Here is a 24,731-nt window from a genome sequence, read left to right as displayed (position 1 = left end):
CAAAGCAGACACCGGCATGAGCACTGTTCAAGAAACCCTGGCACTGAAGGATCCGTCGCTGTTCCGCCAGCAGGCGTACGTCAACGGCGAATGGCAAGGCGCAACGAACGGCGAGACGTTCGAAGTCCGCAACCCGGCGACGGGCGGCCTGCTCGGCACCGTGCCGGCGATGGGCACGGCCGAGACGCGTCACGCGATCGACGCCGCGAACGCCGCATGGCCGGCGTGGCGCAAGAAGACCGCGAAGGAACGCGCGGTCATCCTGCGCAAGTGGCACGACCTGATGATGGAAAACGCCGACGACCTCGCGCTGATCCTGACGACCGAGCAAGGCAAGTCGCTGGCAGAGGCGAAGGGCGAGATCGGCTACGCGGCGTCGTTCCTCGAATGGTTCGCGGAAGAAGGCAAGCGCGTGTACGGCGACACGATCCCGACGCCGGCGAGCGACAAGCGCATCGTCGTGACGAAGGAAGCGATCGGCGTGTGCGCGGCGATCACGCCGTGGAACTTCCCGGCGGCGATGATCACGCGCAAGGTCGGCCCGGCGCTCGCCGCAGGCTGCCCGATCGTCGTGAAGCCGGCCGAGGCGACGCCGTTCTCCGCGCTCGCGATGGCCGTGCTGGCCGAGCGCGCGGGTGTGCCGGCCGGCGTGTTCAGCGTCGTCACGGGCGACCCGAAGGCGATCGGCGGCGAACTGACGTCGAACCCGATCGTGCGCAAGCTGTCGTTCACCGGCTCGACGCCGGTCGGCCGCCTGCTGATGGCGCAATGCGCGGCGACGGTCAAGAAGGTCTCGCTCGAGCTCGGCGGCAACGCGCCGTTCATCGTGTTCGACGACGCCGATCTCGATGCGGCCGTGCAGGGCGCGATCGCGTCGAAGTACCGCAACAGCGGCCAGACGTGCGTGTGCACGAACCGTTTCTACGTGCATGAAGCCGTGTACGACCAGTTCGCGCAGAAGCTTGCGGCGGCGGTCGGCCAGCTGAAGGTCGGTCGCGGCACCGAGCCGGGCGTCACGCAAGGCCCGCTGATCAACGAAGCGGCCGTGCTGAAGGTCGAGGCGCACATCGAGGACGCGCTCGCGAAGGGCGCGACCGTCGTGACGGGCGGCAAGCGCCACGCGCTCGGCCACGGCTTCTTCGAGCCGACCGTGCTGACGGGTGTCACGCCGGCGATGAAGGTCGCGAAGGAAGAAACGTTCGGGCCGCTCGCGCCGCTGTTCAAGTTCGGCAGCGACGACGAGGTGATCCGCCTCGCGAACGACACCGAGTTCGGTCTGGCCGCGTACTTCTACAGCCGCGACATCGGTCGCGTGTGGAAGGTCGCCGAGGCGCTCGAATACGGGATGGTCGGCGTGAACACGGGCCTGATCTCGAACGAAGTCGCGCCGTTCGGCGGCGTCAAGCAGTCGGGCCTCGGCCGCGAAGGTTCGCACTACGGCATCGACGACTACGTCGTGATCAAGTACCTCTGCCTCGCCGTCTGACGGTTCAGGGCCTGCCGCTTCGGCGACAGGCCCTGACCGCCCGGCCGGAACCGGGCGGTCCGACGCGGGCCGGCACCCCTCTCCGTCGCGCCCGCGTCACCTCGCGCCCCCTCAATCAGCGGAACACGTTCACCGCATCGACAAGCCGCGTTGCCTGCTGTTGCAGGCTCTCCGACGCCGCCGTACTCTGCTCGACGAGCGCCGCGTTCTGCTGCGTGATGTTGTCCAGGTGCACGACCGCCTGATCGACCTGCGCGACACCCGTGCTCTGCTCGGCCGTCGACGAACTGATCTCCGCGATCAGGTCCGATACGCGTTTCACCTGCGTGACGATGTCCTCCATCGTCTTGCCCGCGCCGTCGACGATCCTCGCGCCCGATTCGACCCGCTCGACGCTCGCGCCGATCAGCGTCTTGATCTCCTTCGCCGCATTCGCGCTGCGCTGCGCGAGCGCCCGCACTTCGCCCGCGACCACCGCGAAGCCGCGCCCCTGTTCGCCCGCACGCGCGGCTTCGACCGCCGCATTCAGCGCGAGGATGTTGGTCTGGAATGCGATGCCATCGATCACGCCGATGATGTCCGCGATCTTGCGCGAGCTGTCGGTGATGTCGTTCATCGTCGTGACCACTTCGCTCACCGCCTTTCCGCCGCGCTCGGCCACATCGCTCGCCGATACCGCGAGCCGGTTTGCCTGCAGCGCGGTTTCCGCGTTGCTGTCGACCGTCGCTGTCATCTCGGCCATCGACGCGGCCGTCTCCTGCACGCTCGACGCGGCCTGCTCGGTGCGCGCGCTCAGGTCGTTGTTGCCCTGCGCGATCTCGTTGCTCGCGCGCTGCACGTTGTGCACCTGTTCGCTGACGTCGTCGACGAGCCAGCGGAACATCAGCCCGAGCTGGTTGATCGTGCGCAGCGTCATCCCGATCTCGTCGACGCGGTTCATCCGCACGCCGCGCCGGCTCTCGCCGGTCGCGACGTTCAGCGCCTGGTCGTGCAGCCGCTTCAGCGGCTGCACGATCTGCGCGTCGAGCCATAGTCCGGCCGTAGCCGTCACGCCGACCGTCACGCCGGCAAATGCCGCGAGCCCGCCGCCGGCCAGCCCGCATGCCCAGCCCGCGCCGACGACAACCGGCGCCAGCACGCACAGCGCCGCATGAACGCGCGCACGCACCGACATCGTCTGCGACAGCGACGCGATGCGCAGCAGCCCGGTGCGGATAACGAGCCCCTTGTGGAACCGGCGCTGGCCCGCCTTGCCTTCGCGAAACGCGCGATACAGCGCGTCGGCAGTCTCGGACTCGTCGCGCGGCGCCCTCGTGCGCACCGACATGTAGCCTTGCGGCTCGCCGTTGCGCATCACCGGGATCGCGTTCGCGCGCACCCAGTAATGATCGCCGTTCTTGCGGCGGTTCTTGACGAGCGCGGTCCACGGCTCGCCGCGCCGGAGCGTCGCCCACATGTCGGCGAACGCCTCGCGCGGCATGTCCGGGTGGCGCACCACATTGTGCGGCTGGCCGACGAGCTCCTCGTTCGAGAAGCCGCTCACCTGCGCGAACGTCGTGTTCGCGTACGTGATGGTGCCGTCGGCATCGGTCGTCGACATCAGCGTGACGTCGTCGGGAAAATCGAATTCTTGTTGGGTAACAGGCTGGTTGTTGCGCATGCAAGGCTCCGAAAGGCGGATCTGTCGTCCGCGCCGCGCTGAAATCACGCTCAGTAGCCGAAAAACGGTTGATCGCTTTACGACGGTCTTCGTCTTTACTGTCGGCAATCCGGCCGAAAACCTTACCCTTGCCGCGCATAAAATATGCAATTCGGCCGCCGCCATGATTTCGATCAAATAATCCGGCGATAATCGCCGCGCGCGTTTATCCGGATGTCACAACGCGCTGTCCGGAAACGCCGCATGACGCGCCAATACCGGCAGTCATTGCGCGCGGCGAAACGATTCGATCTATCCTGCTCCATTCAACCGGTATTCGAATTCGATGAAAAAGGCATTGCACGAACTGAATCGGCTGTCCTGGAATACGGCGACTGCCGCGCATAACAGCCATAAAGGCGATCAGGCCGCCTTTTTCCGCGATGGCGGCTCGATGCTGTTTCCGGAAGCACGCGAACTGCCCGGCGACGTCACGGGCCTGCGGCTTTTGCACCTGCAGTGCAACGCGGGGCAGGACACGCCGAGCCTCGTGCGCGACGGCGCGGATGCGACGGGCGTCGACATCTGCGACGAAGCGATCGGCTTCGCGCGGTTCGAGCACGCCGACATGCCGCGCCTGCCGCTGATGCATGCGATCGCCGCGCACCGGGTGGCCGCATGACGCGCCGTACCGCCGCCGAACGCGACGCGCTTTGCGCACGCACACTCGCGCGCGACGAGGTGCCGCTCGTGTGGACCATCGACCGGCGCGAGATCATCGAGCACCTGTATGTGCTGCGCGACGGCGCGCTGCATCTCGTTCCGGAGTTCTACGATGTCGACGGCTGGCCCGCCGGCGAAGCCGATCACTACACGCCGATCCTGCTCGACTGCCACGATCGCGGCGGCTGGTTCCTCGGCATGTTCGACGGCGCGCGGCTCGTCGCGACGGTCGTCGTCGACAGCCGCCCGCTCGGCCCGCGACACGACATGCTGCAGTTGAAGTTCCTGCATGTGAGCCGCGACTGGCGCGGCTGCGGGCTCGGCGAACAGCTCTATCGCGCGGCCCGCGCGCAGGCGCGCGCGATGAGTGCCGAACGCCTGTATGTGTCGGCGACGCCGTCGCAGCGCACGATCGACTTCTACCTGCGGCTCGGCTTTACGGTCAGCACATCGCCCGACCCGGCGCTGTACGCGCTCGAGCCGGAAGACATTCATCTGGAAGGACCGACGGCCTGACGCACCGGCACGCGTGCGACGCGTAGAATTTCCCGCTTTGCCACAGCTGCCATCAGCGATCACGGAGAGCGAAATTGCAGAACGAACCGCAGCCGCAGGCCATGCCGAAGATCCTCGTCAGCATGTGCGTGGTCGGTCATCCGGTGCGTTACAACGGCTCGGCCAAGGCCGCCGCGCACGACGCGCTCGAACGGTGGCAGCGCGAAGGGCGTCTCGTGCCCGTCTGCCCCGAACTGGCTGGCGGCTTCAGCGTGCCGCGCCCGCCCGCCGAAATCGCGGATGGCGAATCGGGGCAGCGGGTTCTGTCGGGCGCCGCACGCATCGTCGACGTGAACGGCACCGACGTGACGGCGCCGTTCGTCTCCGGCGCGCAAACCGCGCTGGCACTCGCGCGCGCGCACGATTGCCGCTTCGCGATCCTGGCCGACGGCAGTCCGTCGTGCGGCAGCACCTTCATTTATGACGGGAGTTTCGCGAACCGGCGGCATGCGGGCGCCGGTGTCACGGCGGCGTTGCTGCGCGAGCACGGCATCGAGGTGTTCGCGGACACCGAGATCGACGCGCTCGACGCGCGCCTCAGGCAGATATCGCAGGCCGGTTAACGACAATGCGCGGCACGACGATTGTCGTGCCGCGCATCGTTCGGGGAGCGGTGAGGCGGAAAAACAGCGAAGCGGCGCAGGTCCGGCCGCTTCTCCGCGTCACGCGTATCAGACGCGTTCGATCGCGATCGCGATGCCCTGGCCGACGCCGATGCACATCGTGCACAGCGCAAAGCGGCCGTTCGTGCGATGCAGCTGATACATCGCGGTCGTCACGAGACGCGCACCCGATGCGCCGAGCGGATGGCCGAGTGCGATCGCGCCGCCGTTCGGGTTCACGCGCGGATCGTCGTCGGCGACGCCGAGCATGCGCAGCACCGCGAGACCCTGCGACGCGAACGCCTCGTTCAGCTCGATCACGTCGAACTGGTCGATCGTCATCCCGAGCCGCGCGAGCAGCTTCTGCGTAGCCGGCGCGGGGCCGATGCCCATCACGCGCGGTGCGACGCCGGCCGTCGCGATGCCGAGCACGCGCGCACGCGGCGTCAGGCCGAAGCGCTTCGCGGTTTCCTCGTTCGCGAGCAGCAGCGCGGCGGCGCCGTCGTTGACGCCCGACGCGTTGCCGGCCGTCACCGAGCCGTCCGGGCGCACGACGCCCTTCAGCTTCGCGAGCGTTTCGAGCGACGTCTCGCGCGGATGTTCGTCGCGCGACACGACCACCGGATCGCCCTTCTTCTGGGCAATCGTGACCGACACGATTTCCTCGGCGAGCGTGCCGTCCTGCTGCGCACGCGCGGCCTTCTGCTGGCTGCGCAGCGCGAACAGGTCCTGGTCGGCGCGGCTGATGTTGTAATCGACCGCGACGTTCTCGGCCGTCTCCGGCATCGAATCGACGCCGTGAAGCTGCTTCATCAGCGGATTGACGAAACGCCAGCCGATCGTCGTGTCGAAGATGTCGGCCTGACGCGCGAACGCGCTCGCGGCCTTGCCCATCACGAACGGCGCGCGCGTCATGCTCTCGACGCCGCCCGCGACCATCAGCGCGGCCTCGCCCGACTTGATCGCCCGAGCGGCTACGCCGACCGCATCCATCCCGGAACCGCACAGCCGGTTGATCGTCGAACCCGGCACGCCCTGCGGCAGGCCCGCGAGCAGCGCCGACATGCGCGCGACGTTGCGGTTGTCTTCGCCGGCCTGGTTCGCGCAGCCGTAGATCACGTCGTCGATCGCCGTCCAGTCGACGTCGCGGTTGCGCTCGACGAGCGCCTTGAGCGGCACCGCGCCGAGATCGTCGGCGCGCACGCCGGACAACGCACCGCCGTAACGCCCGATCGGCGTACGGATCGCATCACACAGAAAAGCTTCGGTCATCAGTGTCTCCAGTCGGCCGGAGGTGGCGCTTCGGCGCTTACTCCGGTCCCATGGCTTCGCGGTCGGCCGGCGTGGGCGCGCTAGCGCTGGCTCCGGCCACATGCAAGGCTGGGAAATGAACGGGGCGCGCCCCTTGCATTGCCCGCCGGGATGCGCTTAAATGTTCTATATACGAACATAAGATCGTGTATCGAACGCTCAACGCATCATAGGGAGTGCGGGGACGACCTGTCAAGCGCCCGGTCCGCCGTGCGGTTGGCGTGTCAGGCCCCATGCGCTATCTTCTCGGCTGCACGATATTCCAACCGCTCATGACACCCGAAGACACTCAGACGAAACCCGGCGACTCCTATGTGCAGTCGTTCGCGCGCGGCCTCGCGGTGATCCGCGCCTTCGACGCGGCACGCCCGGAGCAGACGCTCACCGAGGTCGCGTCGGCTACCGGCCTGACGCGCGCGGGCGCGCGCCGGATCCTGCTCACGCTGCAGACGCTCGGCTACGTCGACGCCGACGGCCGGTTGTTCCGGCTCACGCCGAAGATCCTCGAGCTCGGCTTCGCGTACCTGACGTCGATGCCGTTCTGGAATCTCGCCGATCCCGTGATGGAGCAATTGTCCGCGCAGATTCACGAAAGCTGCTCGGCCGCCGTGCTCGACCGCACCGAGATCGTCTACGTGCTGCGCGTGCCGACGCACAAGATCATGACGATCAACCTGTCGATCGGCAGCCGGCTGCCCGCGTACTGCACGTCGATGGGCCGCGTGCTGCTGTCCGCGCTCGACGACGCGGCGCTCGACGAAACGCTCGCGCAGAGCAGCATCCGCGCACATACGCCGCGCACGATCACGGACCTCGGCGAACTGAAGGCGACGATCGCGCAGGTGCGCCAGCAGGGCTGGGCCGTGGTCGACCAGGAACTCGAAGTGGGCCTGATGTCGATCTCCGCGCCGATCCGCAACCGGCGCGGGCAGATCATCGCGGCGATGAACATCAGCGGCAACGCGCAGCGGCATACCGCGAAGCAGATGGTGAAGGAGTTTCTCGGGCCGCTGCAGCAGGCCGCGCAGACGGTGTCGGAGCTGGTGGCGCGGCGGGGGTGAGCGTCCAGCTCGATTGTCGTATCAGCGATACGACAATTCACTCATGAAAAAAGGCGGACAGCGCAAGCTGCCCGCCAACTCTGACTCTGTTGCAACGTTCTTCTCACGGAACACGGAGCAAACTCCGCGCCGCACAATTTAGTGACGCGCGGAAGCCTGGTCAATTTGACAAGAACGAAATTACACGGCGCCTATCGGCACACGGTGCCCGTCGCACCCGTCACGCGCCGAGCAACATCCCCGTGCGCACCGGCACCGTGCCCGTCACGCGGCCGAGCGGCGCACCGGCCGTCACGAAACGGATCGCGCGGCGCATATAGAACACCCCATCGGTCCCGCTCGAGATTGTCGTGATCGCATCCGTCAGCGGATCGACGATGTCGAACAGCGGATCGCCGGCGCGGATCGTCGCGCCGATCGCCGCACGGTGCACGAGAATCCCGCTCACCGGCGCGTAGAACTGCTCGCTGCCCGCGAGCGGCGTAGCCGGCGCGGCAAGCGGCGGCAGCGGCGCGCGTTCGCGCTGCACCGCGCCGCGCCACACCAGATAGTCGACGAGCGCATCGGCATCGCGTTCCGCATATTCATACGTCACGTCGCGCTGGCCGCGGCACTCGACTGTCACGGCCACGGTGCCGGCCGCCATCGGCGTGCCGTCCGGCAAGTGCTGCCGCAACTGCGACCACAGCAGGTGATGCGCATCGTCGAACGCATGGCCGCCGGAATCCTCGGCGAGCAGCGACACGTCCGCGCCGAGATAGCGCGCCAGCGGCTCGACCTCCGGCCACGCGGTGTCGCTCGTGTACACGTGCATCACCGCTTCGAGCGAACAATGCAGGTCGATCACGACATCGGCGTCATGCGACAGTTTCAGCAGCGCGAGCTGCAGCGCGTCGAATTCGGTGCGCGGCGCGATCTCGTCGAGCGCCGCGCCGACGCATTCGCGCACGATCGCGCGATTGCGTTCGGGGTCATCGCCGAGCCGGTCGCGCGCACGCGCGGCAATTTCCGCGAGCGGCAGGAAGCCGCGATTGAAGTTGCGGCCGCTCGCGAGGTCGAAACGGCCGATGAATTGCCCGAGCAGATGATGATTGAGGCCGACCGGGTTCGCGACCGGCACGAGCACGATCTCGGCCGCGAGCCGGCCTTCGGCGTCGAGCTGCGCGAGACGCTGCTTCAGCACGAACGCCGCGAGCATCGCAGGCGTCTCGTCCGCGTGCAGCGCGGCCTGCAGGTAGATCTTGCGGCCGGTATCGGCCGGCCCGAAATGAAAGCTCGTCAGCGTGCGCTGCGTGCCGATCGACGGCGACAGGAGCGGCGTGGTGCGAATCTGCATCGATGGTCTCGAACGGATGAAAGCGGAGGAATCGGAGGAGTCGGGGAACCCGGCCTGCACGGCGCTCAGTCGCCGTACGGGTTGAAATCGAAGTACTGCTTCGCGATCCTGTCGTAGGTGCCGTCCTTCAGCATCGACGCGATCGCGCCGTCGATCGACGCCTTGAGCGCCGTATCGGACTGCCGCATGCCGATGCCGACACCGCGATCGCCCAGGTCGAGCGGCGCGCCGACAAACGCGAAGCCCTTGCCGCGCGGCTGGCGCAGGAACCCGTAATCGGCTTCCACCGCGCCGAGCAGCGCGGCGTCGAGCCGGCCGTTGACGAGATCGGCGAACACGTCGTCCTGGCTCTTGTACGGCACCACGCCGACGCTGGCCGGCGCCCAGTGCGCGAGTGCCCACGATTCGAACTGCGTGCCCGACTGTACGCCGACGCGCTTGCCGGCCAGCGACGCCGCCGCGCTGCCGAGCCCGCTCCCGGGCCGCGCGACGAGCCGCGACTTGAAACGGAACAGCTTCGACGAGAACAGGATCTGCTTCTCGCGCTTCTCGGTGATCGCCATCGACGACAGGATCGCGTCGATCTTGCGCGCCTGCAGCGCGGGGATCATCCCGGAGAACTCGAGCTCGACCCACTGGCAGCGCAACTGTGCGCGACGGCAGATCTCGTTGCCGAGATCGACGTCGAAGCCCTTCAGGCTGCCGTCGGGCGCCTTCGCGTCCATCGGCGGATAGGTCGGATCGATACCGACGCGCACGACATGCGTGTCGAGCGCGCTGGCGGACGTGGCCGCCAATCCGAGGCACAGGGAAACGAGCGGGACGAGGAAGCGTTTCATGGTCGACGGGAGGCAGGAAGAGGGGCAAGCGGCATGAGCCGGACTGCCAGCGATCGTAGTGCGCACGCGCCGCCGCCGGAATCATCGGCTGCCTTATCATGATCACTCTTTCCGATCACCGGCATCGCGCTTGCCCATGGCGTTCACGCTGTCCCAGCTTCGCATCTTCCAGGCCGTCGTCGAGCACGGCAGCCTGCGCGCCGCGGCGCGTGCGCTCGATCTCGCGCAAAGCGGCGTCACGCAGCAACTGCAAAGCCTCGAGGCGACGCTCGGCGCGACGCTGTTCACGCGCACCAATCGCGGCATCGTGCCGACGGCCGTCGGCCAGCGGCTGCTCGCGCGCTCCGGTTCGATCCTCAGCGAATGCGAGCAGGTCGAGCGGGAAATCCGGCAACTGAGCGGCGCATACGAAGGCACCGTCACGCTCGGTCTCGTCACCGAACCGCTGATCGACGCGTTCGCGCCCGTGCTGACCGCGTTTCGCGCGCGCTTCGACAAGGTCGACGTGCACCTGCGCACCGGCACGTCGCGCATGATGATCGGCTGGCTGCGCGAAAGTGCGATCGATTTCGCGATCTCGCACGTCGCGAAGCAGACCGACACGACCGACCTTGCGGTCACGCCGCTGCATGCGTCGGCGCCGGTGGTCGTGTGCCGCACCGGGCATCCGGCGATGCACGCGCAATCGCTCGCCGAACTGGCCGGCTACGCGTGGGTGTCCACGCGCTCGCCGAACCTGAGCGCCGACCCGGTCGTCAACCGGCTGCTCGCGTACTTCGACGCGCACGGCCAGCCGCCGCCGAAGATCCTCGCGACCGTCGAAGGGATGTTCGAGACGCTGCAGCTCGTCACGCAAACCGATTGCCTTGCGCTCGAAACCGAAGCCATCACGCGGCACGGGCCGTTCGCCGGCGCGCTCGCCAAGGTGCCGGTGCGCGAGCACGCGGAATCGCAAGACGTCTGCCTGCTGCAGCGCGCGGCCGTGCCGCTGGCGCCGGCCGCGCAGGAACTCGCGACGATGCTCGCGTCGTACTTAAGGATGGTGCGCGGACGGTAGACGCGCGTTGCCGCCTGCCGCCCGTCGCCGGCAACCTGTCGCCGGCAACCTGTCGCCGGCTGCCCGTCGCACCGCCCGTCAGTCCATCGACTCCTGAGCCGTCTCGCGCAGCATCGCGACCGCAATCAGCGACAGCACCACGCACGCGGCCACGTAGCCGGCCGGCGCGAGCTTGCTGCCGGTCGTCTTCACGAGCCAGGTCGCGATCAGCTGCGCGGTGCCGCCGAAGATCGTCACCGCGAGCGCATACGCGATCGAGATGCCCGTCGCGCGCACATGGCGCGGCAGCGACTCGCACATCAGCGCCATCTCCGACGCCGAGCCGAGCGAATAGAACAGCAGCATCAGCGCGGTCAGCGGCAGGATCACCGACAGCGTCGGATGATGGTTCATCAGCCAGAACGCCGGGAACAGCAATACGACCAGCACGCCGCGGCCGACGAAGATCGGCACGCGCCGGCTGCCGATCCGGTCCGACAGCAAGCCGAACAGCGGGCACGTGACCAGCATCACGCAGCCCGATGCGACGCCGACGAACATCGACAGCTTCATCGGCAGGCCGAGCGTGTGGATCGCGTAAGTCGGCATGTAGAAGGTCAGGATGTAGGTCGACACCGTGCCGCCCATCACCGTGAGCATCAGCAGCAGCACCGTGCGCGTGTGCTTCGAGAACAGCTCGTGCAGCACGCCGCGCTCGATGCCGTGATGGCTGTCGCCGGGCGCATCGTCCGCGAGCCGGCGGCGCAGATACATGCCGACCGGCGCGATCAGCACGCCGACGAGGAACGGCAGCCGCCAGCCCCAGCTTTCGAGCGCATCCTTGGTCATCGTGTTCGACAGCAGCGCCGCGAAACCGGAGCCCATCAGCGCGGCGCCGCCCTGCGTCGCGAGTTGCCAGCTTGCGCGGAACGCGCGGCGCGACGTGCCGCCCTGTTCGAGCAGCGTCGTGGTCGCCGCGCCGAATTCGCCGCCCTGCGAGAAGCCCTGCATCAGCCGTGCGAACACGACGAGCAGCGGTGCGGCCATGCCGACCTGCGCATACGTCGGCGCGATCGCGATCAGGCCCGTGCCGAGCGCCATCAGCATGATCGTCAGGTTCAGCGCGGCCTTGCGCCCCTTGCGGTCCGCGTAGACGCCGAGCACGACGCTGCCGAGCGGCCGCGTGAAGAAGCCGGCGGCGAACGTCGCGACCGACAGCAGCAGCGACGTGGTCGGATCGCTCGACGGGAAGAACAGCTTGCCGATCAACACCGCGAAAAAGCCGTACACGGTGAAATCGAAGAATTCCAGCCAGTTGCCGATCACGGCCGCCGCGATCGCACCGCGCCGCGTGACGGCGGGCGCGCCGGTTGCGCCGGCTTCGGCGGCCCCCGCCGATGCGGGGTGCAGCGCGAGATGGTCTTTCTGCATCGTTTTATTCTCCTCTCAATGCGGCCGGAAGCGCCGGCCGCGCGCCACCGCGATCACTGCCCCAGGTAACGCTCCACGAGACGCGTCCAGAACGCCGCGCCGATCGGCAGGTTGCGATCGTTGAAGTCGTATTTCGGGTTGTGCACCATGCAGCCGTCCTCGCCTTCGCCGTTGCCGAGCCGCACGAACGAGCCCGGCCGCTGCTGCAGCATGAACGCGAAATCCTCGCTGCCCATCAGCAGGTCGGTCTGCTCGACCACGTGCGCGTCGCCGACGAGCTCGCGCGCGACCTGCGCGGCGAAATCCGTTTCGGCATCCGTATTGACGACGACCGGGTAGCCTTCGATGTACTCGACGTTCGCGCTCGCGCCGTAGCTCGCGGCCTGCGTTTCGGCCAGCTCGACGATGCGGCGCTTGAGCAGCGCGCGCACGTCGGGGCTGAACGAGCGCACGCTGAGCTCGAGGCGTGCGCCGTTCGGAATCACGTTGTTCGCGGTGCCCGCGTGCATCGAGCCGACCGTGACGACCGCCGGCTGCGCGGGGTCGACGTTGCGCGCGACGATCGTCTGCAATGCCATCACGATGCTCGCCGCGACGACGACCGGGTCGACCGTCAGGTGCGGCCGCGCCGCGTGGCCGCCGACGCCCTCGATCGTGATGATCGCCTTGTCGCCGGCCGACATGAACGGGCCGCGCCGCGTGAGGAAGACGCCGGGCGCCGCGCCCGGATGGTTGTGCATGCCGAACACGGCGTCGCACGGGAAGCGTTCGAACAGGCCGTCGTCGATCATCTTCTTCGCGCCGCTGTCGACGCCGTGCTCTTCCGCCGGCTGGAAATACAGGTGCACGGTGCCGGAGAAGTTGCGCGTCTTCGCGAGATGCTGCGCGGCGCCGAGCAGCATCGTCGTGTGGCCGTCGTGGCCGCACGCGTGCATCTTGCCGTGCGTGCCGCTCGCATACGGCAGGCCGGTCGCCTCGACGATCGGCAGCGCATCCATGTCGGCGCGAATGCCGATGCTGCGCGTGCCGTCGCCCACGCGCAGCGTGCCGACGACGCCCGTCTTGCCGACCCCGCGCGTCACCTGCCAGCCCCACTGTTCGAGCTTCTCGGCGACGAGCGCGGCCGTGTCGTGCTCTTCGTATGCAAGCTCGGGATGGTGGTGGATGTGGTGACGGATCTCGCGCAACCCGCCGGCGGCGGGCATCAGATCCTCGATTTCGGTGAATCGGGTATCGGTGGTCATCAAGGGGCTCCTGCTGTTTGTCTGCACACGCAACCGGTGCGTGCGGGAAAGCGAGCCACTATATCGAGCCGATATCGGTTCAATAAGATGCGGAATTTTTCACCGCGATAAGGTTTGTTAATCAGGGTTAATACGGGCGTCGCTCGCCGTCCGTGCCTCATCGGATGCGATCGACACGCGCCCGTTGATTTTTGAGACAAACGGTCTATTATTCGCGCATGGACGTTCGAACTGATCCGCCTCGCCGTCGCGGCAGGCCACCGAAGCAGCATGAAGACCTCGTCGCCACGCGGGACATGCTGTTGCGCACGGGGCTGGAAGTGCTCACCGAGAAGGGGTTTTCGGCCACCGGGCTCGACGAGATCCTCGGGCGCGCCGGGGTGCCCAAGGGCTCCTTCTATCACTACTTCGACAGCAAGGAAGCGTTCGGCCTCGAACTGATCGACCGTTATGCCGACTTCTTCGCGCGCAAGCTGGACCGCCATTTCAGCGACGCGGCGCGCTCGCCGTTGCAGCGCGTGCGCGCGTTCGTCGACGATGCCCGGGACGGCATGGCCCGCTACGAATACGGCCGGGGCTGCCTGATCGGCAACCTCGGGCAGGAAATGGGCGCGCTGCCCGAAAGCTTCCGCGCACGCCTGCGCATCACCTTCGAGGACTGGCAACGCCGCCTCGCCGATTGTCTGGCCGCCGCGCAGCAAGTCGGCGAACTGGCCGGCTCGGCCGACCCTGCCGAACTCGCCGCATTCTTCTGGATCGGCTGGGAAGGCGCCGTGCTGCGCGCGAAGCTGGAGCGCAGCGATACGCCGCTGGCCCTGTTCGCGCAGTTCTTCTTCAACGGGCTGCCCCGCCGCTGAATTTTTTTGCCATTAACTAGACGATCGGTCTAGAAAGGAGGACGCATGTTTCAAGGCATCGTGATCGACAGGCATGAAACCGGCCAGCAAGCGCGGCTCGAGACGCTGGACGACGCGCAGCTGCCGGCCGGCAACGTGACGGTACGCGTGGGCTATTCGACGCTGAACTACAAGGACGGGCTGGCGATCACCGGCAAGAGCCCGGTGGTCCGCAAGTTCCCGATGGTGCCCGGCATCGATCTGGTCGGGGAAGTCGAGGACAGCACGCACCCCGACTATCGCCCAGGCGACCAGGTCGTGCTCAACGGTTGGGGCGTCGGCGAAACGCACTGGGGCGGCCTGGCGCAGAAGGCGCGCGTCGATGGCGACTGGCTGGTGCCGCTGCCGTCCGCCTTTTCGCCGCAACAGGCGATGGCCATCGGCACGGCGGGCTACACCGCGATGCTGTGCGTGATGGCACTGGAGCGGCATGGCGTGCGCCCGGACGACGGCGAGATCGTGGTGACAGGCGCGGCAGGCGGGGTAGGCAGCGTCGCCACGGCCCTCCTCGCGCGGCTGGGATACCGCGTCGTCGCCGTCACCGGCCGCCCCGCCGATGCCGACTACCTGCGGCAGCTCGGCGCGGCGGAGATCCTGGAGCGGGCGCAATTCAGCGAGCCCGGCAAGCCGCTGGGCAAGGAACGATGGGCGGGCGCGGTCGACGTGGCGGGCAGCCATGTGCTCGCCAACGTGTGCGCGACCACGCGGTACCGCGGCGTCGTGACGGCCTGCGGCCTGGCCGCCGGCATGGATTTCCCCGCGACCGTCATGCCGTTCATCCTGCGCGGCGTCACGCTCGTCGGGATCGACAGCGTCATGTGCCCGCGCGCCGACCGCCTGGAGGCGTGGCGCCGGCTCGCGTCCGATCTCGACGTCGGGAAGCTGGGCGAGATCAGCCACCAGGTCGGCCTGGGCGACGTCATCCCGCTTGCCGGGGAGTTGATCGCCGGCAAGGTTCGCGGCCGTATCGTCGTCGACGTCAACGCGTAACGTCGTCGCCGACCACCGGCGCTTCATTTTTCGGACGGCCGCGCCCGCGCATCGAGCGCGCCCGTGCCGTTTTATCCAGGAGACCTCATGACCGCCGCAAACACCGCCCCCATCAGCCGCTTTCCCGTGCCCGCGCTCGAAGACCTGCCCGAGGACATTCGCGAACGCATCGCGGCCGTCCAGGAAAAGTCGGGCTTCATCCCGAACGTCTTCCTGACCCTCGCGCATCGCCCGGACGAGTTTCGCGCGTTCATGGCTTACCACGACGCGCTGATGGACAAGCCGGGCAACCTGAGCAAGGCCGAACGGGAAATGATCGTCGTGGCCACCAGCAGCGTGAACCAGTGCCAGTACTGCGTGATCGCGCACGGTGCGATCCTGCGCATTCGCGCGAAGGATCCGCTGATTGCCGACCAGGTCGCCACCAACTATCGCAAGGCCGACATCACCGCCCGGCAGAAGGCGATGCTCGACTTCGCGATGAAGGTGTCGCAGGCCGCGCACCAGGTCGGCGAAGCGGATTTCGACACGCTCAAGTCGCAGGGCTTCGTCGAAGAAGACATCTGGGACATCGCGGCGATCTCGGCTTTCTTCGGCATGTCCAATCGCATCGCGAACGTGACGAACATGCGGCCGAACGCGGAGTTTTACGCGCTGGGGCGCTGAGCGCTCGGCGGGCAGTCGTGCGGTCACGCGGGCGGGACGGCCACCGGGCTGCCGAGCTTCGCAGCGTTCTTTCATGTGCCGAGCCTGACGCTCACGCGGCATGACCCGATTCCGGCCGACGGTTTCGCGACCGTCTGTACGCTCGCGATCCAGGCCGTGTCGCTGTACCGGATGCGTATGCCGGGCACCGTACCGATCGAGTGAGGCGACGCGGCTCGCAGGCCGGCGGCGCCACACCCTGCCGGCGAGCCGCCGCCCGACGACCGCCCATGCCGCTCGCCCGCTCCGGCAGCGGCCCGGCTCCTTCAGCGCCCGCACCGCCTGCGACCCATCCACCAGTTGCGCGACAGGAAACGGACACACACGCGATCCATCAAATGCGTGCACTATTAGGGTTTTGCCGTACCGGCGCCCGGCGCCTTCGACGTTCGTTCCACGCTCACCGTTTCAGACGCGAACCTCCCATGACGAATCAGCCTACCCAGACCGCGGCCGACCGGCCCGTCGACATGATCATCTTCGGCGGCGGCGGCGACCTGGCCGCCCGCAAGCTGTTGCCCGCGCTGTACATGGCGCACCTGCACTGCAACCTTCCGCCCGAGACGCGCATCATCGCCGTCGGCCGCCGCGACTGGGGCATCGACGGTTATCGCAAGTTCATGGACGAGCAGTCGCGCCCGTTCATCGACGAGAAGGCGTTCAACGCCGACGCGTGGAGCCGTTTCCTCGACCTGTTCAAGTACGTGCTGATCGACGTGAGCGCGCCGGACGACTACCTGCGGCTCGCCGAAGCGGCGCGCGGCGATGCGATCCGCGTGTTCTATCTGTCGACGTCGCCGGAGCTGTTCACGACGATCTGCGACAACCTGTCGGCCGCGCACCTCGTCGATGCGCGCTCGCGCGTCGTCCTCGAAAAGCCGCTCGGCCACGATCTCGCATCCGCGAAGGCGATCAACGATGCGGTCGGCAAGCACTTCGAGGAATCGCAGATCTATCGGATCGACCACTATCTCGGCAAGGAAACCGTGCAGAACCTGATGGTGCTGCGCTTCGGCAACCCGATCTTCGGGCCGCTGTGGCAGGGGCCGAACATCCGCAGCGTGCAGATCACGGTCGCGGAAACGGTCGGGGTCGGCAGCCGCGCGGGCTTCTACGACCATACGGGCGCGCTGCGCGACATGGTGCAGAACCACCTGCTGCAGCTGCTGTGCATCGTCGCGATGGAGCCGCCCGTGTCGCTCGACCCGGACGCGGTGCGCGACGAGAAGCTGAAGGTGCTGCGCTCGCTGCGGCCGATGGCGCTGTCGGACGTCGCGCGCGACACGGTGCGCGGCCAGTACACGGCCGGCGCGGTCGACGGCCAGCCGGTCAAGGGCTATCTCGAGGAAGACAACGTGCCGGCGGACAGCCGCGCGGAAACCTTCGTCGCGCTGCGCGCGCACATCAACAACTGGCGCTGGGCGAACGTGCCGTTCTTCCTGCGCACGGGCAAGCGGCTGCAGCGCCGCCAGTCGGAAATCGTGATCGAGTTCGCGGACATGCCGTTCTCGATCATCCCGACCGGCCCGCGCCATTACGGCAACCGCCTCGTGATCCAGCTCCAGCCGGAAGAGTCGATCCAGTTGCAGATGCTCGCGAAGGAACCGGGCAGCGGGATGAACATGGTGCCCGTGAGCCTGAACCTCGACCTGCAGCAGGCGATTCCGGAGCGGCGCGCGGAAGCGTACGAACGGCTGCTGATCGACGTGATCCGCGGCCGCCTCACGCACTTCATGCGCCGCGACGAGCTCGAAGCCGCATGGTCGTGGGTCGAGCCGATCCTCGACGGCTGGAAGCAGCTCGGCGACCGGCCGCGCCTGTACACGTCCGGCACGTTCGGGCCCGCGGCCTCGTCGGCGCTGCTCGCGCGCGACGGCATGTCCTGGTCCGAAGAGGCGTAACCGCAGCACGACGGCGTGCCGCCGCGCGGCACGCCGGGCCAATCGGGGCGCATGCCCGCCCCGCTTTCCTCCGTCTTCCCCCGCAAGCCGCCCGCCGCCGCTACCGCGGCTCCAGCCACGCGGCCTTGCGCCGCGCCGGCGCATCGCTGCCGCTGCTGCCGCCGCCCAGCACCTCGATCATGTAGTCGACGAACGACGCGATTCGTGACGAGATCGCGGTATTGCGGTAGTACACCGCATGGATCGGCTGCTCGACATCGAGCGTCTGGCGCGCGAGCACCTGCACGAGCCGCCCCGCTTCGCGATCCTGCGCGGTCATGAAATCCGACAGGCAGACGATGCCCGCGCCGTCCAGCGCGAGCTGCCGCAGCGTCTCGCCGCTCGACGACCAGATGCCCGGCTCGATGCGGCACGGCTCGCCGTCGGTGCCGAGGATCGGCCACACGTTCAGCGATTCGGGCTGCGTGAAGCCGAGCAGCGTGTGCTTGCCGAGATCCTCGACCTTGCGCGGCTGGCCGTGCGCTTCGACATACGCGGGGCTCGCGAGGATGCGCAGCCGGCTGTTGCCGATGCGCCGGCTGTGCAGCGTCGAATCCTTCAACCGGCCGATCCGGATCGCGACATCGGTGCGCCGCTCCAGCAGGTCGATGATCCCTTCGTTGCTGTTCAGCTCCAGCTCGACCTTCGGGAAGCGTTCGCGGTAGCCGCGCACCAGCGGCACGATCACGTGCAGCATGAACGGCGTCGCGGCGTCGACGCGCAGGCGCCCCGACGGCATCTCTCGCCGTGCGAGCATCTGCTCCTCCGCGTTCTCGACCGATTCGATGATCGCGCGCGCGTCCTGCAGGAACGCGCGCCCCTCCTCGGTCAGTTCGAGCCGCCGCGTGGTCCGGCGCAGCAGCGTGGTCTTCAGCTTCTCCTCGAGCCGCGCGAGCGTGCGGCTCGTCGCCGACACCGTGAGGTCGAGCTGCTGCGCGGCAGCGGTGATCGAACCGGTGTCGACCACGGCTGCAAAGGCCTGGAGTTCGTCGAGCGTGACTTTCATTGTTGATTTGAAATCAAAACAATTTGGTTTATAGACCAGTTTTTCCGCAAAAGTAAAGTCGGCACACTGCGATCCATCCTTACTGGAACCAGGATCCCATCATGCCACTCGCCCTGCTTGCGCTGACCATCAGCGCCTTTGCCATCGGCACCACCGAATTCGTGATCGTCGGGCTGATTCCGACGATCGGCGCCGACCTCGGCGTCAGCCTGCCGTCGGCCGGCCTGCTCGTCAGCCTGTACGCGCTGAGCGTCGCCATCGGCGCGCCGCTCCTCACCGCGCTCACCGGCCGCGTGCCGCGCAAGACGCTGCTCGCCGCGCTGATGGCGCTGTTCACCGTCGGCAACCTCGTCGCATGGCAGGCGCCCGGCTACGAATCGCTGATCGTCGCGCGCATCCTCACCGGCCTCGCGCACGGCGTGTTCTTCTCGGTCGGGTCGATCATCGCGACCACGCTCGTGCCGAAGGACAAGGCGGCCAGCGCGATCGCGACGATGTTCAGCGGGATGACCGTCGCGTTCGTCGCCGGCATTCCGCTCGGCACCTTCATCGGCCAGCACTTCGGCTGGCGCGCGACCTTCCTGATCGTCGCGCTGTTTGGCCTGGTCGCGTTCCTTGGCGCGGTCGCATTCGTGCCGCGCGCGCTGCCGCAAACGCCGCCGGCGCCGCTCGCCCGCCAGCTCCGCGTGCTCGCGCAGCCGCGCCTGCTGCTCGTCTTTGCGATGACGGCCGTCGGCTACGGCGGCTCGCTGATCGCGTTCACGTACATGGCGCCGCTGCTCGAACAGATCGCCGGCTTCACGCCGTCGCAGGTCAGCCTCGTGCTCGTCGGCTACGGCGTGTCGGTCGCGTTCGGCAACGTGTGGGGCGGCAAGCTCGCGGACGCCGTCGGCCCCGTGAAGGCGCTCAAGCGGATCTTCCTGCTGCTCGCGATCGTACTGCTCGCGCTGACCTTCACGATCCACGTCAAATGGCTCGCGGTGCTGACGATGCTCGCGTGGGGCGCGGTCGCGTTCGGCAACGTGCCGGGGCTGCAGGTGTACGTCGTCAAGCAGGCGCGCCACTTCGCGCCGGACGCCACCGACGTCGCATCGGGCTTCAACATCGCCGCGTTCAACCTGGGCGTCGCGGGCGGCTCGTCGCTCGGCGGCCTGATCGTCGCGAACGTCGGCCTCGGCCACACGCCGTGGATCGCCGCGGTCGTCACGCTCGGCGCGTTCGCGCTCACCGCGCTGAGCGGCCGTCTCGACCGCCACCACGGGCTGCCGGAACGCACGGCCGAACCCGTCGAACTCGCCCATTGAACGTCACACCTTTTTGCAGGAGCTGATCAGCATGAACGCATCGACCCGGCGTCCGCCGTTCGCCGGCAAGACATTCGAAGTCCGTTACGACGGCCTCACCGCGCTCAACGCGTATGACGAGGACGGCCGCCGCATGCGCTACGAGATCACCGAAGGCGCGTACGCCGGCGCGACGGGCGAAGTCGCCTGCACGTGGCAGCACATCGCCGGCGAGACCTACGCGATCTCGTGGCAGGAAGCCGACCGCGCGACGGTCGTGCATATCGACGATTTCGCCGCCGGCACGTCGCGCTCGTTCTTCACCGCGTCGTCGCTCGATTTCCACCGCCTCGAAGGCAGCCTGCGCGCGGTCTGAACGGAGCCCGACCATGTCCACTTCTCTCGACACACTCGCCGACGGCGGCTTCAGCGTCGGCATCGAACTGCCGCTCGACAACGACTGGTCGCCGGCCGGCGACGCAAGGCGCCAGCATGACGGCCGCCGTCCCGGCGTGCCCGACCTCGCCATCCACGCGGAGCTCGCGCAACTGGCCGACACGCTCGGCTTCCGCGCGCTCTGGGTGCGCGACGTGCCGGTGTACGACCCGTCGTTCGGCGACGCCGCGCAGGTGTTCGAAACGTTCTCGTATCTCGGCTACCTCGCCGGCATCACGCGCGACATCCTGCTCGGCACGGCGGCCGTCGTGCTGCCGCTGCGCGAACCGCTACTGACGCTGAAATCGGCCGCGACGATCCAGGAGCTGAGCGGCGGCCGCCTGCTGCTCGGCGTCGCGAGCGGCGACCGTCCCGTCGAATATCCGCTGTTCGGCCGCGATTTCGCATCGCGCGGCGCGAATTTCCGCGACCAGATCGCACTGCTGCGCGACGGCGCGCGCGGGCACCTGCCGCCCGGCCTCGACGTGCTGCCCGCCGCCCGTTCGCCGGTGCCGCTGCTCGTCGCGGGCCTCGCGCAGCAGACGCCGGCATGGATCGGCGAGCACATGGACGGCTGCCTCGCGTATCCGGGCACGCCGGCCGACCATGCGCAGCGCGCCGCGAACTGGCGCGCCGTGGCAGGCGACAAGCCGTACGTGAGCTTCATCCACCTCGACCTCGCGGAAGACCCGCACGAACCGCTGCAGCGGCACCGCTTCGGCGCCCGCGCGGGACGCATCGCGCTGACCGAAGAACTCGCGGCGATGCGCGACGCCGGCGTGCGGCACATCGGCCTGCATTTCCGCCGCAACCGCCGCCCGCTCGACGAAACGATGGCCGAAATCGCGGCGGAGGTACTGCCGGCGTTCCATGCGAATGCGAGCGCGAGCGCGCAAACACACGTCGCATAAGGCCGGCAACGTTCCGCAGCGGGCCCGGCTCACGACCGATATTTGAATTCAAATCAAATATTTTTGACCTCTAAAGGCGTTTATCTCATCAGTCCCAAGCGCCAGAATGACTCGCATACCGCAACCGTTCCCCTCTCCCAGGAGCACACGATGAGCAAGATTCCCGCATTCGGCCTCGGCACTTTCCGCCTGCAAGGCCAGGTCGTCATCGACTCGGTCCGCAACGGCCTCGACGTCGGCTACCGCGCGATCGACACCGCGCAGATCTACGGCAACGAAGCCGAAGTCGGTGAAGCGATCGCCGCATCGGGCGTGCGCCGCGAAGACCTGTTCCTCACGACGAAGATCTGGGTCGACAACTACGCGCCGGGCAAGCTCGTTCCGAGCCTCGAAGAAAGCCTGCGCAAGCTGCGCACCGACCATGTCGACCTGACGCTGATCCACTGGCCGGCCCCGGACAACGGCGTCGCGCTCGACACGTTCATGACCGCGCTGGCCGATGCGAAGGCAAAGGGCCTCACGCGCCGGATCGGCATCTCGAACTTCAACATCGCACTGACGAAGGAAGCGATCGCGGCCGTCGGCAAGGATGCGATCGCGACGAACCAGATCGAACTGAGCCCGTACCTGCAGAACCGCAAGCTCGTCGAGTTCCTGAACGGCGAAGGCATCCACGTGACGTCGTACATGACCCTCGCATACGGCAAGGTGCTCGGCGACCCGGTGATCGGCGCGATCGCGCAACGTCACAAAGCGACGCCCGCGCAGGTCGCACTCGCGTGGGCGCTGCAGCTCGGCTACTCGGTGATTCCGTCGTCGACGAAGCGCGAGAACCTCGCGAGCAACCTGCTCGCGCAAACGCTGCGCCTGACCGACGAAGACATGGCGCAAATCGCCGCGCTTGACCGCAACGGCCGCGAAGTCGACCCGGCCGGCCTCGCGCCGAAGTGGGACTGACACGCCGCCCGCCATTCGACATTCGACCCGTCCGCGGCCAGACGGCCGCGGCACCGACAGGAATTCATCATGACCCAGGACCCGCTTTTCCAACCGCTGCGACTCGGTGCACTGACGCTGCCGAACCGCATCGTGATGCCGCCGATGACGCGTTCGCGCGCGAGCCAGCCCGGCGACGAAGCCAACGAACTGATGGCCGCGTACTACGCGCAGCGCGCGAGCGCGGGCCTGATCGTCAGCGAAGGCACGTATATCGCGCCGCTCGGCAAAGGCTACGCATGGACGCCCGGCATCCACACGCCGTCGCAGGTCGCCGGCTGGCGCAAGGTGACGGACGCGGTGCATGCCGCGCATGGGCGCATCTTCGCGCAACTCTGGCACGTCGGCCGGCTGAGCCACACGAGCCTGCTCGGCGGCCGGCAACCCGTGTCGTCGTCGCCGATCCAGGCGAAGGGCGTGAACGTGTTCGTCGCCGCTGAAGACGGCAGCACGCCGGGCTTCGTGCAGGCGTCCGAGCCGCGCGCGCTGACGATCGACGAGATCCGCGAGATCGTCGGCCAGTACCGCGCCGCCGCACGCCACGCGATCGAGGCCGGCTTCGACGGCGTCGAACTGCATGGCGCGAACGGCTATCTCGTGAACCAGTTCATCGACTCGAACGCGAACACGCGCACCGACGCGTACGGCGGCTCGCTGGAAAACCGGCTGCGCTTCCTGCGCGAAGTCGCGCAGGCGCTGATCGAAGGCACCGGCGACGCGTCGCGCGTCGGCATCCGCCTCGCGCCGCTGACGACGCTGAACGGCTGCGTCGACGACGATCCGGAAACGACCTACCTCGCCGCCGCGAAGCTGCTCGGCGAACTCGGCGTCGGCTACCTGCACATCGCGGAAGCCGACTGGGACGACGCACCGCTGATGCCGGTCGAATTCAAGCAGCAACTGCGTGCCGCGTACCCTGGCGTGCTGATCTATGCCGGCGCCTACACCGCCGAGCGCGCGCGCGAAGCGATCGCCGCCGGCTGGGCCGACCTCGTCGCATTCGGCCGCCCGTTCGTCGCGAACCCCGACCTGCCCGAGCGCCTGCGCACCGGCGCCGCGCTCGCACCGCACGATCGCAACACGCTGTTCGGCGGCGGCGCACCGGGCCTCACCGACTATCCGACGCTCGCGCAAGCCGCCGCGTGAACGATCCACAGGAATCCGACATGAGAATCACGCTTCCTTCCCGCCTGGGTTTCGGCACGGCGCCGCTGGGCAACATGTATCGCGACATCCCGAACGAAGAAGCATTGGCCACGGTCGACGCGGCGTGGGAAAGCGGTATCCGCTACTTCGACGCGGCACCGCTGTACGGCGCCGGCCTCGCCGAGCTGCGCCTCGGCGAAGCGCTCGCCGGCCGTCCGCGCGACGAATATTCGCTCGGCACCAAGGTCGGCCGGCTGGTCCTCGACGAACACGAGGATGCGTCGCAACGCGATCTCGGCGAAAAGGGCGGCCTGTTCCGCCATGGCCTGCCGAACAAGATCGTCTACGACTACACCGAGGACGGCACGCTGCGCTCGATCGAAGCGAGCCTGAAGCGGCTGCGTACCGACCGGCTCGACACCGTGTGGATCCACGATCCGGCCATCGACTTTCACGGCGAGCGCTGGCTCGACGTGTTCGACGTCGCGATGTCGGGCGCGGCCAGGGCGCTCACGCGGCTGCGCGACGAGAAGGTCATCAAGGGCTGGGGCCTCGGTGTGAACCGGATCGAACCGTGCGAGCTCGCACTCGAACGCTCGGATCCGGACGGCTTCCTGCTGGCCGGCCGCTACACGCTGCTCGACCATGCGGGCGCGCTCGAACGGCTGATGCCGGCAAGCGCCGCACGCGGTCTCGGCATCATCGTCGGCGGTCCGTACAACTCCGGCGTGCTCGCCGGCGGCACCCACTTCGAGTATCAGCCGGCGACGCAGGACATGCTCGACCGCGTCGCGCGCATCCGGCAGATCAGCGAACGATTCGGTGTCGACGTCCGCGCGGTGGCGCTGCAGTTCTCGCTCGCGCACCCGGCCGTCGCGGCCGTGATCCCCGGCGCGAGCCGGCCCGATCGCATCGACGAGAACCTCCGGCTCGCGTCGGCGCCGATTCCGGCCGCGCTGTGGGACGCGCTGAAGGCCGAGCGCCTGATCGCGGAACACGCGCCGACGCCGGCCGGCGCGGCCTGAGGCGCTTGCGCGCGGCCGCCGCGACGAGCGGTCGCGCACAACCATTGCGTGGCAATCGTGGCGACTATCGCCGCGATTGCCATTTCCGAATTGCAGCCTGCGCAATCGCCGTCTAACGTTTACGGGTTCGACTCC

Annotated in this window: 24 protein-coding genes and 1 pseudogene; 18 read left to right on the top strand and 7 right to left on the bottom strand. The window is 67.9% G+C overall.

The window, feature by feature from the left end:
* Positions 1-16 precede the first annotated feature (16 nt).
* Positions 17-1,486 carry an NADP-dependent succinate-semialdehyde dehydrogenase gene (gene gabD / locus ABD05_RS22775; RefSeq protein ID WP_047902325.1) on the top strand — a complete coding sequence of 490 codons (1,470 nt, stop codon included), beginning with the start codon at positions 17-19 and terminating at the stop codon, positions 1,484-1,486.
* Positions 1,487-1,601: 115 nt separating this feature from the next.
* Here gabD and ABD05_RS22770 read toward each other — a convergent pair whose 3' ends face one another.
* Positions 1,602-3,146, bottom strand: coding sequence for a methyl-accepting chemotaxis protein (locus tag ABD05_RS22770; protein WP_047902324.1), 1,545 nt, complete (start codon positions 3,144-3,146; stop codon positions 1,602-1,604).
* On the opposite strand from ABD05_RS22770, the gene ABD05_RS37825 reads away from it, so the two are divergent.
* The 4 genes and pseudogenes from ABD05_RS37825 to ABD05_RS22755 all read left to right on the top strand — a co-directional run bounded on the left by ABD05_RS37825 (position 3,145) and on the right by ABD05_RS22755 (position 4,966).
* Complete coding sequence (locus ABD05_RS37825) at positions 3,145-3,327, top strand: hypothetical protein (RefSeq protein WP_141685100.1); 183 nt, start codon at positions 3,145-3,147, stop codon at positions 3,325-3,327. The genes ABD05_RS22770 and ABD05_RS37825 overlap by 2 nt on opposite strands.
* 144 nt (positions 3,328-3,471) lie before the next feature.
* A pseudogene (locus ABD05_RS22765) lies at positions 3,472-3,753 on the top strand (SAM-dependent methyltransferase); the annotation flags it as partial.
* A 50-nt stretch (positions 3,754-3,803) separates the two neighbouring features.
* Positions 3,804-4,364: a GNAT family N-acetyltransferase gene (locus tag ABD05_RS22760; protein WP_047902323.1), complete on the top strand. Its 561-nt coding sequence runs from the start codon at positions 3,804-3,806 to the stop codon at positions 4,362-4,364.
* Positions 4,365-4,465: 101 nt separating this feature from the next.
* Positions 4,466-4,966: a 2-thiouracil desulfurase family protein gene (locus ABD05_RS22755; protein WP_422389499.1), complete on the top strand. Its 501-nt coding sequence runs from the start codon at positions 4,466-4,468 to the stop codon at positions 4,964-4,966.
* A gap of 108 nt (positions 4,967-5,074) precedes the next feature.
* Here ABD05_RS22755 and pcaF read toward each other — a convergent pair whose 3' ends face one another.
* On the bottom strand, positions 5,075-6,277 hold the full coding sequence (gene pcaF, locus ABD05_RS22750; protein WP_047902321.1) for a 3-oxoadipyl-CoA thiolase: 1,203 nt from the start codon (positions 6,275-6,277) through the stop codon (positions 5,075-5,077).
* Positions 6,278-6,588: 311 nt separating this feature from the next.
* On the opposite strand from pcaF, the gene ABD05_RS22745 reads away from it, so the two are divergent.
* The gene (locus tag ABD05_RS22745; protein WP_047902320.1) at positions 6,589-7,377 is read left to right on the top strand and encodes an IclR family transcriptional regulator; all 789 of its coding nucleotides are present in this window, start codon (positions 6,589-6,591) and stop codon (positions 7,375-7,377) included.
* Positions 7,378-7,597: 220 nt separating this feature from the next.
* On the opposite strand, the gene ABD05_RS22740 is transcribed toward ABD05_RS22745, so the two are convergent.
* Together ABD05_RS22740 and ABD05_RS22735 are read right to left on the bottom strand one after the other, a co-directional pair.
* The gene (locus ABD05_RS22740) at positions 7,598-8,713 is read right to left on the bottom strand and encodes a succinylglutamate desuccinylase/aspartoacylase family protein (RefSeq protein WP_047902319.1); all 1,116 of its coding nucleotides are present in this window, start codon (positions 8,711-8,713) and stop codon (positions 7,598-7,600) included.
* Between the two features lie 65 nt (positions 8,714-8,778).
* Entirely contained in the window at positions 8,779-9,552 is a 774-nt protein-coding gene (locus ABD05_RS22735; RefSeq protein WP_047902318.1) for a transporter substrate-binding domain-containing protein, read from the bottom strand.
* A 136-nt stretch (positions 9,553-9,688) separates the two neighbouring features.
* Here ABD05_RS22735 and ABD05_RS22730 point away from each other — a divergent pair, with 136 nt between their 5' ends.
* A complete protein-coding gene (locus tag ABD05_RS22730; protein WP_047902317.1) occupies positions 9,689-10,609 on the top strand; it encodes a LysR family transcriptional regulator in 921 nt (306 codons plus the stop codon).
* Between the two features lie 78 nt (positions 10,610-10,687).
* Here ABD05_RS22730 and ABD05_RS22725 read toward each other — a convergent pair whose 3' ends face one another.
* Positions 10,688-12,019 (bottom strand): MFS transporter, encoded by a 1,332-nt coding sequence (locus ABD05_RS22725; RefSeq protein WP_047902316.1) that lies wholly within the window; start codon positions 12,017-12,019, stop codon positions 10,688-10,690.
* Between the two features lie 53 nt (positions 12,020-12,072).
* Positions 12,073-13,263, bottom strand: a complete 1,191-nt coding sequence (locus ABD05_RS22720; RefSeq protein WP_047902315.1) for a M20 aminoacylase family protein — start codon at positions 13,261-13,263, stop codon at positions 12,073-12,075.
* Between the two features lie 218 nt (positions 13,264-13,481).
* Between ABD05_RS22720 and acuR the strand changes: the two genes are divergently transcribed.
* The 5 genes from acuR to zwf all read left to right on the top strand — a co-directional run bounded on the left by acuR (position 13,482) and on the right by zwf (position 17,755).
* Entirely contained in the window at positions 13,482-14,120 is a 639-nt protein-coding gene (gene acuR, locus ABD05_RS22715; protein ID WP_047902314.1) for an acrylate utilization transcriptional regulator AcuR, read from the top strand.
* Between the two features lie 45 nt (positions 14,121-14,165).
* The gene (acuI, locus tag ABD05_RS22710) at positions 14,166-15,149 is read left to right on the top strand and encodes an acrylyl-CoA reductase (NADPH) (protein ID WP_047902313.1); all 984 of its coding nucleotides are present in this window, start codon (positions 14,166-14,168) and stop codon (positions 15,147-15,149) included.
* An 87-nt stretch (positions 15,150-15,236) separates the two neighbouring features.
* Positions 15,237-15,815 (top strand): peroxidase-related enzyme, encoded by a 579-nt coding sequence (locus tag ABD05_RS22705; RefSeq protein ID WP_047902312.1) that lies wholly within the window; start codon positions 15,237-15,239, stop codon positions 15,813-15,815.
* Between the two features lie 75 nt (positions 15,816-15,890).
* The gene (locus ABD05_RS39315) at positions 15,891-16,019 is read left to right on the top strand and encodes a hypothetical protein (RefSeq protein WP_261309944.1); all 129 of its coding nucleotides are present in this window, start codon (positions 15,891-15,893) and stop codon (positions 16,017-16,019) included.
* A 260-nt stretch (positions 16,020-16,279) separates the two neighbouring features.
* Positions 16,280-17,755, top strand: coding sequence for a glucose-6-phosphate dehydrogenase (gene zwf / locus ABD05_RS22700; protein WP_047902311.1), 1,476 nt, complete (start codon positions 16,280-16,282; stop codon positions 17,753-17,755).
* Between the two features lie 100 nt (positions 17,756-17,855).
* Here zwf and ABD05_RS22695 read toward each other — a convergent pair whose 3' ends face one another.
* Positions 17,856-18,800, bottom strand: coding sequence for a LysR family transcriptional regulator (locus tag ABD05_RS22695; protein WP_047902310.1), 945 nt, complete (start codon positions 18,798-18,800; stop codon positions 17,856-17,858).
* Positions 18,801-18,901: 101 nt separating this feature from the next.
* Between ABD05_RS22695 and ABD05_RS22690 the strand changes: the two genes are divergently transcribed.
* The 6 genes from ABD05_RS22690 (at position 18,902) to ABD05_RS22665 (ending at position 24,596) form a co-directional block, all read left to right on the top strand.
* A complete protein-coding gene (locus tag ABD05_RS22690; protein ID WP_047902309.1) occupies positions 18,902-20,104 on the top strand; it encodes an MFS transporter in 1,203 nt (400 codons plus the stop codon).
* Between the two features lie 31 nt (positions 20,105-20,135).
* Complete coding sequence (locus ABD05_RS22685) at positions 20,136-20,459, top strand: MoaF-related domain-containing protein (RefSeq protein ID WP_047903739.1); 324 nt, start codon at positions 20,136-20,138, stop codon at positions 20,457-20,459.
* A 13-nt stretch (positions 20,460-20,472) separates the two neighbouring features.
* Positions 20,473-21,429 carry an LLM class oxidoreductase gene (locus ABD05_RS22680; RefSeq protein ID WP_047902308.1) on the top strand — a complete coding sequence of 319 codons (957 nt, stop codon included), beginning with the start codon at positions 20,473-20,475 and terminating at the stop codon, positions 21,427-21,429.
* Positions 21,430-21,579: 150 nt separating this feature from the next.
* Complete coding sequence (dkgB, locus tag ABD05_RS22675) at positions 21,580-22,386, top strand: 2,5-didehydrogluconate reductase DkgB (RefSeq protein ID WP_047902307.1); 807 nt, start codon at positions 21,580-21,582, stop codon at positions 22,384-22,386.
* A gap of 69 nt (positions 22,387-22,455) precedes the next feature.
* Complete coding sequence (locus tag ABD05_RS22670) at positions 22,456-23,571, top strand: alkene reductase (RefSeq protein ID WP_047902306.1); 1,116 nt, start codon at positions 22,456-22,458, stop codon at positions 23,569-23,571.
* 20 nt (positions 23,572-23,591) lie between these two features.
* Positions 23,592-24,596 (top strand): aldo/keto reductase, encoded by a 1,005-nt coding sequence (locus tag ABD05_RS22665; RefSeq protein WP_047902305.1) that lies wholly within the window; start codon positions 23,592-23,594, stop codon positions 24,594-24,596.
* Positions 24,597-24,731: the final 135 nt, after the last annotated feature.

It is taken from the genome of Burkholderia pyrrocinia (assembly GCF_001028665.1).
GTDB lineage: Bacteria > Pseudomonadota > Gammaproteobacteria > Burkholderiales > Burkholderiaceae > Burkholderia > Burkholderia pyrrocinia.
Note: the sequence above shows the minus strand (reverse complement) of the source record. Positions and strands in the feature narration are given on the sequence as shown.